At 30.9% G+C, this 11,125-nt stretch carries 12 protein-coding genes; 5 read left to right on the top strand and 7 right to left on the bottom strand.

All coding sequences use genetic code 11. The annotated features are described in order from the left end of the window. Together infB and EZH24_RS02785 are read right to left on the bottom strand one after the other, a co-directional pair. Positions 1-1,413, bottom strand: a 1,413-nt coding sequence (gene infB / locus EZH24_RS02790; protein WP_137997610.1) for a translation initiation factor IF-2, incomplete at its 3' end; no start/stop codon positions are given. A gap of 22 nt (positions 1,414-1,435) precedes the next feature. Further along, complete coding sequence (locus EZH24_RS02785) at positions 1,436-2,149, bottom strand: hypothetical protein (protein WP_137997609.1); 714 nt, start codon at positions 2,147-2,149, stop codon at positions 1,436-1,438. Positions 2,150-2,331: 182 nt separating this feature from the next. Here EZH24_RS02785 and proB point away from each other — a divergent pair, with 182 nt between their 5' ends. From proB to EZH24_RS02765, 4 genes are all read left to right on the top strand, one after another. Next, entirely contained in the window at positions 2,332-3,477 is a 1,146-nt protein-coding gene (proB, locus tag EZH24_RS02780) for a glutamate 5-kinase (protein ID WP_137997608.1), read from the top strand. A gap of 35 nt (positions 3,478-3,512) precedes the next feature. Then, positions 3,513-4,385: a DMT family transporter gene (locus EZH24_RS02775; protein WP_137997607.1), complete on the top strand. Its 873-nt coding sequence runs from the start codon at positions 3,513-3,515 to the stop codon at positions 4,383-4,385. A gap of 97 nt (positions 4,386-4,482) precedes the next feature. Then, positions 4,483-5,067 (top strand): TetR/AcrR family transcriptional regulator C-terminal domain-containing protein, encoded by a 585-nt coding sequence (locus tag EZH24_RS02770; protein ID WP_137997606.1) that lies wholly within the window; start codon positions 4,483-4,485, stop codon positions 5,065-5,067. Positions 5,068-5,212: 145 nt separating this feature from the next. After that, complete coding sequence (locus EZH24_RS02765; protein ID WP_137997605.1) at positions 5,213-6,763, top strand: bifunctional metallophosphatase/5'-nucleotidase; 1,551 nt, start codon at positions 5,213-5,215, stop codon at positions 6,761-6,763. Between the two features lie 101 nt (positions 6,764-6,864). Here the strand turns inward: EZH24_RS02765 and EZH24_RS02760 are convergent, their stop codons facing one another. From EZH24_RS02760 to EZH24_RS02740, 5 genes are all read right to left on the bottom strand, one after another. Further along, positions 6,865-7,299 (bottom strand): ankyrin repeat domain-containing protein, encoded by a 435-nt coding sequence (locus tag EZH24_RS02760; RefSeq protein ID WP_137997604.1) that lies wholly within the window; start codon positions 7,297-7,299, stop codon positions 6,865-6,867. A gap of 35 nt (positions 7,300-7,334) precedes the next feature. Further along, positions 7,335-8,141, bottom strand: a complete 807-nt coding sequence (mazG, locus tag EZH24_RS02755) for a nucleoside triphosphate pyrophosphohydrolase (RefSeq protein WP_137997603.1) — start codon at positions 8,139-8,141, stop codon at positions 7,335-7,337. A 24-nt stretch (positions 8,142-8,165) separates the two neighbouring features. Further along, positions 8,166-8,669 carry a hypothetical protein gene (locus EZH24_RS02750; RefSeq protein WP_137997602.1) on the bottom strand — a complete coding sequence of 168 codons (504 nt, stop codon included), beginning with the start codon at positions 8,667-8,669 and terminating at the stop codon, positions 8,166-8,168. Positions 8,670-8,754: 85 nt separating this feature from the next. Then, on the bottom strand, positions 8,755-9,429 hold the full coding sequence (locus EZH24_RS02745) for an ABC transporter ATP-binding protein (protein WP_137997601.1): 675 nt from the start codon (positions 9,427-9,429) through the stop codon (positions 8,755-8,757). Continuing rightward, positions 9,426-9,992, bottom strand: a complete 567-nt coding sequence (locus tag EZH24_RS02740) for an FtsX-like permease family protein (protein ID WP_137997600.1) — start codon at positions 9,990-9,992, stop codon at positions 9,426-9,428. Before EZH24_RS02740 ends, EZH24_RS02745 begins: the two co-directional genes overlap by 4 nt. Positions 9,993-10,193: 201 nt before the next feature. On the opposite strand from EZH24_RS02740, the gene EZH24_RS02735 reads away from it, so the two are divergent. Continuing rightward, positions 10,194-11,125 (top strand): aspartate kinase (locus EZH24_RS02735; RefSeq protein WP_137997599.1); only part of this gene is annotated, 932 nt, incomplete at its 3' end.

The raw sequence follows: 11,125 nt of genomic DNA, 5'->3' as shown, positions 1-11,125 counted from the left end.
GTTTTGAACTAAAACCGTTCCGACAGGTCCTCGTCCTTGGTCTAAAGACGCTTCCAAAACTATTCCTATCGCTTCTCTATTGGGATTCGCTTTTAATTCGAGCATTTCCGCCTGCAAAATAATCGCTTCCAACAATTCGTTGATTCCCGTTTTCTGCAAAGCGCTTACTCCTATATATTGAGTGTCTCCTCCCCATTCTTCGGGCGTGAGTCCGTATTCGGATAAAGCCGCTTTAACCTTATCCATACTAGCGTTTGGCAAATCCATTTTATTAACTGCGACTATAATAGGAACATTCGCTTCTTTCGCATGATTTAAAGCTTCCAAAGTTTGAGGCATAACTCCATCGTCCGATGCCACTACCAATATTACTATGTCGGTGCTTTTCGCTCCTCTCGCTCTCATCATAGTAAAAGCCGCATGCCCCGGGGTATCTATAAAAGCAATCTCTCCGCTCGGTATTTTTACTTTATAAGCTCCTATATTTTGAGTGATTCCTCCGCTCTCTTTAGCCGTTATATTGCTGTGCCTTATCGCGTCCAAAAGAGATGTTTTTCCATGGTCGACATGTCCCATTATAGTAACCACTGGAGGACGAGGCTTTAAATCTTCTTCTCTGTCTTCTTTTATTTCAATAGTCGCTTCTTCTTGCAAAGATATTACATTAACTTTGCATCCAAAATCGTCCGCTATGATTGTGGCGGTATCCGAGTCGATTATATCGTTTACTCTCGCCATTGTTCCCATAGCCATTAATTTTGAAATAATATCGGAGGCTCTTAAATTCATCTTCTTTGCCAAATCGCCTACCGTAATCGTTTCCATTATATTAATTTCTTTTTCAACGCTTGCAAGTCTCTGTTCCTGCTGAAGTTTTTTCGCTTGCATTTTATTGAATATTTTATTTTCTTGTCTTAACGCCGCTTCGGCTTTAGCGTCTTTTATGGAATTCTTTTTATCGTAATCTCTTTTTTTAGAATCTCTTCTTCCGCCTTTTGAATACGAACTTTCTTCCGATGGAGGAGTCGGGGCGGATTCTTTAAAAGAAGGTTTACTTGAATATCTATTGAAAGGTTTTTTATCTCCGCTTTCTTCTCTGAAAGATGTTCTCGTTCTTTTTTCTCTACTATGCGAATAAGTTTTTTCTTTTGAACTCTCTCTATCTCTTTCTTTAAAATTTTCTTTGGTTTTTTCTTTAATATTGGTTTTTGGAGTTTCTGGTTTGCTATCTTCAACCTTTTCCGTTTTTATTATAATTTTTTTCTTTATAACTTTTTTAACTTTCTTTTTTACCGCGGTAGCTTGAGTTTCCTCGTTATTGTCGGAAGAACTAACCACGCGAGCTTTTTTACTTATAATAACTTTTTTGGGTTTATTATCGGTTGTAATATTTTCCTCTTTTTTATTAGGCATTTATCCTTTCCCATAATTAATTTTAATTTCCTCTTGGGAGTAAATTAGTTTGAACGCCTTGCTGTTGTAAAGGAGACATCATACTCGCCTCTCCCAATACGGAATTATTTCTTTCTATAATGGCTTTATCTTTCAAATCGGTTATTTCTCTTTGAACCGCTTGTTCCGCATAAGCGACTTTATATAATTGATTAATCGTAGGCATAGTTTGAGTATTATAATTTGTTATTCCATACATTTGAACTAATTGATTGCTGGCTTGTTCAAAAAACGCTCTCGCCTGTTCGGGAGTAGGGTCGGGAATATTTCTGCTCGCTTCCATTATGCGTCTTTGTAAATAATATTGAGCTTTAAGAGTTCTCACTGCGGCGTTAATTATCGATTTCGCTTCTTCGCTTTCAAAAAATTTATCCTCTTCGGCTTTCTTTAAAAGAAGAACATCTCTTATTAAAACTTCCGAATAATATTGTTTAGTCGCGTTATCGTTTTTCGCCAAAGATATTTGCTCCTCGTTAGCGCCTTGATATTGCATAGAAGCCACCAAATCGTTTTCAAAATTAGTTTGATTTATGGAAAGGTCGTCAATTTTTATAACCCAATCCCCAGCGCCTCCAGATAAATAATTAATCGAATCCAAAGAAGCCGTTGAATTTCCTTTATTGGCGCATGACATTAATAAAATTGAAAACAAACTTATTAATAATATTTTAACATTTTTTAAATTTTCCAAATACATAATTTTTTCTCCTTGAAATAAAAAATAAAGTAAAAATAATTTTAATGATTTAATAGTTTACCATAATAAAGATATTTCTGCAAGTAAAAATTGGTAAAAATTTGCCGTTATAAAAATTATACTTGAAATTATATTATAAATAAAATATGCTATATAAAAATTTTAAAGGTTTAAAAATTTCAATGCGGGAAATAAATTTAAATAATATAAATAGAATAGTTTTCAAATTCGGAACTAATGTTTTGAGAGGAGAAGACGGATATATTTCAATGGCTCGAATATATTCTTTTATAGAAGCGATTGCCAAATTTCACAGAATGGGGAAGGAAATTCTTATTGTCACTTCGGGAGCTGTCGGACTCGGAGCTAAAAAAATTAACGCCGTAGATTTGAGCGAAAATTCTTTGAAGCAGGCTTGCGCGGCGATAGGACAATCTCAGCTTATGTCGACTTACGAAGACGGATTTTCAAAATACGATATAATAACCGCTCAAATATTATTGACGGAAGAAGATTTTTCAAACCGAAGAAGATATTTGAATTTGCGTTCGACTTTCGACACTCTTTTAAAATATAAAGTAATTCCAATAATTAACGAAAACGATACGGTGTCGAGCGATGAAGTTCAATTTTTAGGAAATATTACTCAAGTAAGTTTTTCCGAAAACGATAAACTTTCCGCATTGGTGGCAAGCGAACTTGACGCCGATTTGCTTATAATACTTTCCGATATTAACGGACTCTATGACGATAATCCGAAAACAAACGAAAACGCAAAATTTATTCATGAAGTATTTGAAATTACTAAAGAAATAGAAAATTTGGGACTTGACGCTTCAAAAGGAGGACGCGGGGGAATGAAAACTAAACTTCAAGCGGCTAAAATAGTGACTCGTTCGGGTTGCGCGTTATTTATAGCGAACGGAAAAAAGCCCGATGTTCTTAAAGATATATTTGAAACTAAAGACAAAACTATTTTTTATCCCGTAAAAGAAGTTGACGAGCTTAATACGAAGAAAAGATGGATTGCCTACGCCACCACTATAATAGGAAAAGTTATCGTAAACTCTGGCGCTAAAAAAGCGATTTTGGAAAAAGAATCGAGTCTTCTTCCAATCGGAGTTATAAAAATTATTAACGAATTCAAAAGAGGAGATATAGTGAGCATTGCTGACGAAAACGGAGAAGAGTTCGCAAGAGGAATAATAAATTACAACTCTGAAGACGCTAAAAAAATAACGGGACATCATTCGGACGATATATTAAAATTATTGGGTTATAAAAATTATGACGCCTTAATAACAAGAGATTATATAGTGATTTTATAAATATAAATTCAAAATCAAGAATAAAGAAAATAAAAATGTTTAATATATTATTGGTTATAATTGGTTCTATAGCATACGGTTTTTTGCCGATATTTGTAAAAAATATTATTCCTTACGGTTATTCTTCGATTTCAATAGTTTTCTACAGATATTTATTTACTTCGATTGCATTATTTATAATTATAATAATCAAAAAGAAAAGTTTTAAAATAAATAAAAAACAATTTATAGAATTATTTATATTTAGCGTTGTCGGATTGGGTTTGACTTTCTATTTGCTCTCTCAAGCTTTGCTTTATATTTCGGCGGGACTTACGAATATGATACATTTCGGTTATCCCGTTGTCGTTTTAATTTTAATGACTTTGATTTATAAAGAAAAAATTAATTTGTTAAAAATAATGTCCGCTTTATCTTCAATCGTTGGAATATTTCTTTTAACAAAAATAGTTGCCGTTGAATCATTTAAAGGAATTATTTACGCTTTGCTTACTACAATTACTTACGGCTCTTATATAATCGCAAATAAAAAATCTTCTTTTGCAAGTTTGGATACTATAGTCGCATTATTTTATATGTCTTTAATGGTTTCGATAGTATTTTTTATAGCGGGAATATTAACGAAAGATTTGCAATTACTCAATAATATTTATGTTTTCTACAATTTTACGGCAATATCGCTTTTATGCACAATTTTTTCTTTGGGACTTTTACTTTATGGAGTTAAAAAATTAGGCTCTTCTTTAGCTTCAATATTAAACATGTTCGAGCCGACTACTACGGTAATCGTTTCCGCTTTTATATACGATGAAAAATTAACCGTAAATATTATAATAGGTTCGGTTTTGATTATTTTATCTACAGTTTTTATGATTTTTTCTAAAAATTCGGAGAATGAAATTAAATAAACAAAATAAATTATTTATAAACTATTCAAATTTTTTTAATAAATAATATAATAAATATTTAATTTGTATTTTAATTTGTGGAGTTATCATTAATTTTATGAAAAATCGCAGTAAGAAAAATAATTTAAAAATAAAAGAAACTCAAAAATTGCTTGAAGATTCTTTAGGAGCTTTGCTCGAAGAAAAATCTTTTGAAGAAATTAGAGTAATGGATATATGTTCCAAAGCCAATATTCACAGAAGCACTTTTTACACTTATTATAACGATAAATACGAACTTTTAAAATCAAAATTAGACAAATACGAAGCGAAATTTTTAGAATTTTTAAGAAAATATAAAATCGAAGGAAAATTGGTAGATTCGCATGTCGATATAATGATTGAAATATTAAAATATTTTTACTTCAATAAAAAATACTTAAAAGTAATCTTTCAAAACAACAGGGAAGGAAGCATAATAAAAATACTTCAAAAATATCTCGAAGCTTATATTATAGAAGGCGTTAAAGATATGAAACAGATTCGGTCGGGCAGACCTTACATGGTTGAAATAATGGGAAGTTTTTACTCGGGCGCTTTTATTTCGGTAATAGGCGAATGGATATTGAAAGACTGTTATATAACTCCCGAAGAATTGTCTCAATATATTTCCGATATAATAATGCAAAAAGTATTTTTATAATAATTATTTTATTATTTTGGATTGCCACGCCTCACGCTGCGCTGCAACGGCTCGCAATGACAACGCACCTTTATATTGAATTTTTGCATAATTATAATATCATAAAATATAATAAAAAATAATAAATCTATTTTAGGAGAAAAATATGATTAAAAAATTTATCTATCTTTTAACTTTCGCTATTATTTCAATATTCGCTTTTTCCTGCAAAGATACGAAAACTGGAAATACGGGAAACCTTACAATAATACATATGAACGATACGCATGGAAGAGACGAGGAAGAAGTTATAATTACAAGAGGCGACAATCCGCAAACAAATCGTAAATACGGAGCGGCGAGAAGAGCGACTTATATAAAAGAAGTTAAAGCGACTAACGATAATGTTTTAGTTTTGCATGCGGGCGACACGATTACGGGAAGTGTTTATTCGACTGTTTTCAAGGGCAGAGATGAAGTTGATATAATGAATATGATAGGAGTCGATGCGGCTACTATAGGGAATCATTTTGTGGATTACGGACTTGAAAATTTTACCGAAATAATGAAAGAAAGAAAATTTCCGACTTTATCGATTAATGTAAAAAATAAATCCGATGGCAGCTTATACGCCACGCCTTATATTACTACTAATGTTAATGGTTTGAATGTCGCGATAATCGGACTTACTACAACCGATGCGGTTTATAATCCCGAATATGTGAAAGATTTGATTTTTGATGAAGAGATAAAAGCGTTAAAAGATTTTATTAAAAAAACGCCATTGCATAAAACCAACGATATTACGATTCTTTTGAGTCATATCGGTTATGAAGCGGATAAAAAAGTTGCGGAAGAAATTCCAAACACTTTCGATATTATAATCGGAGGACATAGCCATACGGAATTGAAAGAAGCTGATATAGTTAGAGGAACTCCGATTGTTCAAACGGGATATTACGGAATGAATTTGGGACATGTAGATTTGTCGGTTTCAAACGGAATAGTCGATAAGGCAAACTTAATTTATAAACTTATTCCTATGGACGAAAATATCGCTCAAGATAGCGAAATGTTAAACTTTATTGCCGAAATGAAAGGAACTGTCGATAAAGAATTTAATGTTCGAATAGCGACTTTGCCCTACGAATTAAAACATGAAGGAATAAGGTCTAACTCTATGGCGCTTGGAAATTTGGCGTCCGACTTGGTAATAGATTCTTATCCTAATATAGATATTGTATTAATGAATTCTGGAAGTTTAAGAACTCCGCTTCCAAACGGAGATATAACATTAGGAAAGATACAAAACGAATTTTTTCCATTCGACAACGAGGTTATAATAGTTTCTTTATCTGGCGGAGATTTTATAGAAATGCTTAAAATATCTGGAAAAAAGAGAGGAGCGGGAGCTTTCTTGCAATTATCGAGAGGAATGGAAGTTAAATATAGCGCTGAAAACGGAGATTTGATTTACGCAAAATTAAACGGCGAAGATATAAACCCTTCAAAAGATTATAATATAGCTTTGTCAAGTTTCGTATTTTTAGGCGGAGACGGATATACCGATAGCGAAGGAAACGCAATAGCAAAGAAAGGAAAAAATATAATTATGACGGGAAACGATATAAGAGACGCTATGATTTCAAAACTAAAAGAATTGAATAATGTTCCGACTTCTTATATTGACGAAAATCCGAGAGTAATATTCGAATAATAATTAATTTAGAAAAATTATTTTAAGAAAACAAAATATAAAAAAGAGTTCGTAAAAATTTCGGACTCTTTTTATTTTTTAATATTTGAACGATTTATTATTTATTTTTTCTGCTCGCCAAACAAATGCATATAATCTACATCCATTAATTTTGCAAGTTCCATTGCCGAAAAATTCGCTTCTTTTATATGATAATCGGCTCCGTTTTCAATAAGAACTTTTATTATATCTTCGGGCTGTTTTTTTACTATAGCCAAATGCAAAGGCGTCACTCCTCTGTCGGTTATGGCGTTAACATCCGCTCCTTTTTCTATTAACGCTTTGACAATATCGGCGCTTCCAATTTGAACGGCAAAATGCAAACATGTCAATTTATTTTCATTTCTATAAGTAATATCGTCTTTTGAACTTCTGTTAATAGCTTCGAGCAAAGCGTTAATATGTTCTTCGCTGTTTATTTTCGATTCGTATTTTTTGTCTATTATTATTTTAAACAAATCGAATAGGCTATATCCTTTATTAAAGTTTTTTTTCATTTATAATTAGCTCCAATTCATACATTTTTAAATTTTTATTTCGCCTCGCTTTTCTTACATTCGTTCCATAAAAAATCCATCTCTTCCAAAGTCATATCATTTAAATTTTTATTTTGTTCGCTAGCTTTTTCTTCGACATAATTAAATCTTCGGACAAATTTATTATTCGCCTTAATTAGAGAGTTAATGGGATTAATTTTATTCATTCGAGCAAAATCTAAAGTCGTCATAATCAAATCGCCAATTTCTTCTTCCAAATGTTCTTTATTATCTTTTTCTTTATTACAAAATTCTTCATAAGCTTCTTTTACTTCAAAAAATTCTTCCTCGACTTTTTTCAAAGAATCGTCCGCGTTTTTATATTCAAAACCGACTCCCGCCGCTCTTTTCATTAATTTATAGGCTCGCTCCATTACGGGCAGAGAGTTGGGAATATCATCCAAAACGCTTTTATGATTTTTACTTTCTTTTTCCGCCTTTTCTTCTTTTTTTATTTCATCCCATTGTTTTAATATTCCGTCAACATCTTTAATTTCGCTTTCTCCAAAAACATGCGGATGCCTTCTTATAAGTTTTTGATTTATATTTTTTATAACTTCGTCAATATTAAATTTATTTTCATCGTTTGCAAGTTCCGAAAAAAATACTATATGCAAAAGAACATCGCCAAGTTCCTCTTTTATATTTTGATAATCTCTTTTAGAAATTCCATCGACTACTTCGTAAGCCTCTTCCAAAAAACATGGAATTAAACTATCGAAAGTTTGAACTTTATCCCAAGCGCATCCGTTTTCGCCTCTTAATTTTTTAACTATGGAAATTAATTCTTCAAAAGATTTCATTTTTTATTCTCTTTATTTTAAACTTTAACTCTTTTTAATTTTTCTTTTATAATTTAATCTTTTCGGTTCGAGTATGGCGTTATAAATTATCGCGTTTTTTATATTCAAAGAAGAAATCATATTATTTACATTATTTGTCTTTTTATCAAGGTTCAATTTTTCCAAATTAATATTTTCTATATTCTTTTTATTATTTATTATAGAATTATATTTTTTTTGCAATTCGAGTATTTCTTTATCTTTATAAGAAGTTTCATAAATTTTATTTTCTTCTTTATTAACTTTCTCGACTTTTGATTTATTAATAGTTTTTTCGCTATTTAAAGTATTATTCAAAGTTTTATTTAGATTTCTAAAAATTTCTTCTTCGTCTTCTAATTTATTATTCTGATATTTTTTAACGACTTTTTTATTTTTGTTATTATATTGTTTTTTTTGTTTTTCCGTTTGTTTTTTATAAGCCTGACTGATAAGTCCAATGATTGCCCAAATAATGGCTATTATAATATATAAAAATAATTCTGGCATAAAACTCTCTAAAATTTATTTTAATTATTATATCATAATATATTTTATAAAACAAATTTAAAATAATTTTTATTTTATTATTATATTATTTTAAGCATCGAACGATTCTTCCATCCGACATTTCATAGACATTATTCGCATGCGCCGCTATATTATGAGCATGAGTTACCATGACGATTGTAGTTCCGTTTTTATTTAATTCTGTAAATATTTCCATCAAAGTTTTTGTAGTCGAAGGGTCTAAATCGCTTGTCGGTTCGTCCGCTATCAAACATTTGCAACCGTAAGCCAAAGCTCTTAAAATCGAAACTTTTTTCATTTCGCCGCCAGATAAATTTGACGCTTTCAAATAAGTTTTTTCTTTAAGTGAAAATAATTCTATATTTTTTTTAGTCTGTTTTATTTCTTCTTCGGTAATTTTATGTTTGAAAGAAAGGGGCATTAATATATTGTCGATAACATTCAAAGTCGGAACTATTACGGGATATTGAAAAATATAAGAAAAATATTCTCTTCTAAAACTTGCCAAAATTTCTTCTGAAGGATTTTCCAATTTATAAGAATCGTAATAAATAGAACCTTCGCTTGGATTTAATATTCCGCCAATCATACTTAGTAAAGTGCTTTTTCCGCTTCCAGTATGTCCGACAAAACTTATAAAATCGCCCTGATTTATATCCAAACTTATATCTTCGCAGGCTTTGAATTTTCCCACGCCCAAATTGAATGTTTTTGAAATATTGATAATTTTTATATTCATAATGTTCCCCTTAAATCTTCATAAGGACTTCTCTTTATAAAAATAGAATTTATTATAAAAGCTCCGAACATAAAAATTAAAATTAAAACTATATTTGCGCATAAAATTAAAAAAGCTCCGCTGATTACATCGGGCATTTCGATTCTTTCCAAAATAGGAGCGCTGTATCTTATATATAAAATAGTAATTTCTATAACGCATATTAAGAAAGATATTAAAGCGTATAGCAAACTTAATATTGTGTATAATTTTCTAACCGCTAATTTTGTCGAACCGAATATTCTTAAAGTGGAAAACATTCTGCTGTTTTTCGAAAAAATATAAACGCTTATAATCGCCGCAAGTAGAAAAGCCGATATAAAGATAAAAATAAATAGAGAATAAATCGAAAAAGCTCTGAAAAAAGAAACCAAATCGCTTTGTAATAATATTTCGTATTTCCAAACCAAACTAAAAATCGAATTTACAACCATAAGTTGAGATATGATTATAAACATTATTACCGAAAAAAACATATTGCCTTTTATAATCTTAAAAGCGTAACCAATAACCGAATTATACACTATAACCTCTCCGCAAAACGATTTTAAAATTTTAAACAATTAAAAATATCTATTGTAAAAAGATTATACACTAATATAAATATTTTTTCAAAGCATTATACTGACAAATATTTATAAAATATATTTAAAAATAGTTGAATAAAAATTAATTCTATAATATTATATATAGTAATTTTATTTCTGAAAATTTGGAGAATAAAAATGAAAGTTGCAAAATTTGGCGGTTCGTCTCTGGCTAACGCAAATCAAATAAAAAAAGTAGTCGATATCATTCTTGCCGATAACGAAAGGCGAATAATCGTGGTTTCGGCTCCGGGAAAAAGACTCAAAGAAGACACAAAAGTAACAGACCTTCTTATCGCTCTTGCAGATTCCATTCTTTCTGGAAATGACGGCGGTCATGAACTTAAAATAATAATGGAAAGATTTAAAGGCATAATCGAAGAACTTTCTTTGTCAAACGAACTTTTGGACGAAATTAATAAAGATATAAAATTAAGAATATCGGAAGACAAATCTTTAGCCGTTAAATTTAAAGACGGAATAAAGGCTTTGGGAGAAGATATAAGCGCAAAAATTGTGTCGGCTTATATTAACGCTTTGGGAGTGAAAGCTAAATATATTAATCCAAAAGAGGCGGGACTTTTTCTTTCGGAAGAATTTGGAAACGCTACGGTTTTGGAGAAATCTTATAAAAATTTATCGAAATTAAAAAACGAAAGTTCTTTAATAATATTTCCCGGATTTTTCGGTTATACGGAGAAAGGCGATGTTGTGACTTTTCCGAGAGGCGGAAGCGATATAACGGGTTCAATTTTGGCAAAAGCCGTCGATGCGGATATTTACGAAAATTTTACCGATGTTGACGGAGTTTTTGCGGCGTCTCCAATAATAATAGATAGTCCGAAACTTATTGACGAATTCACATATAGAGAAATGCGAGAATTGAGCTACGGAGGATTCAATGTTTTGCATCCCGAATCGCTACAGCCCGTTTACGAAGCGAATATTCCCGTTCATATATTGAATACGAATAATACGGAATCGAAAGGAACGAAAATAGTCGCTGTAAGAGACAAAAACAAAAATCCGATAGTTGGAGTTTCGGGCGAGTGTTGGAGTTTCGGGCGAGT

Source organism: Brachyspira catarrhinii, from assembly GCF_005518285.1.
GTDB lineage: Bacteria > Spirochaetota > Brachyspiria > Brachyspirales > Brachyspiraceae > Brachyspira > Brachyspira catarrhinii.
This window is presented reverse-complemented; position numbering and strand designations above follow the sequence as displayed.

Bases quoted from the DNA above. Each gene is read 5' to 3' on its own strand.
- EZH24_RS02785 (WP_137997609.1), bottom strand. From the start codon at position 2,149: ATGTATTTGGAAAATTTAAAAAATGTTAAAATATTATTAATAAGTTTG.
- proB (WP_137997608.1), top strand. From the start codon at position 2,332: ATGCGGGAAATAAATTTAAATAATATAAATAGAATAGTTTTCAAATTC.
- EZH24_RS02775 (WP_137997607.1), top strand. From the start codon at position 3,513: ATGTTTAATATATTATTGGTTATAATTGGTTCTATAGCATACGGTTTT.
- EZH24_RS02770 (WP_137997606.1), top strand. From the start codon at position 4,483: ATGAAAAATCGCAGTAAGAAAAATAATTTAAAAATAAAAGAAACTCAA.
- EZH24_RS02765 (WP_137997605.1), top strand. From the start codon at position 5,213: ATGATTAAAAAATTTATCTATCTTTTAACTTTCGCTATTATTTCAATA.
- EZH24_RS02760 (WP_137997604.1), bottom strand. From the start codon at position 7,299: ATGAAAAAAAACTTTAATAAAGGATATAGCCTATTCGATTTGTTTAAA.
- mazG (WP_137997603.1), bottom strand. From the start codon at position 8,141: ATGAAATCTTTTGAAGAATTAATTTCCATAGTTAAAAAATTAAGAGGC.
- EZH24_RS02750 (WP_137997602.1), bottom strand. From the start codon at position 8,669: ATGCCAGAATTATTTTTATATATTATAATAGCCATTATTTGGGCAATC.
- EZH24_RS02745 (WP_137997601.1), bottom strand. From the start codon at position 9,429: ATGAATATAAAAATTATCAATATTTCAAAAACATTCAATTTGGGCGTG.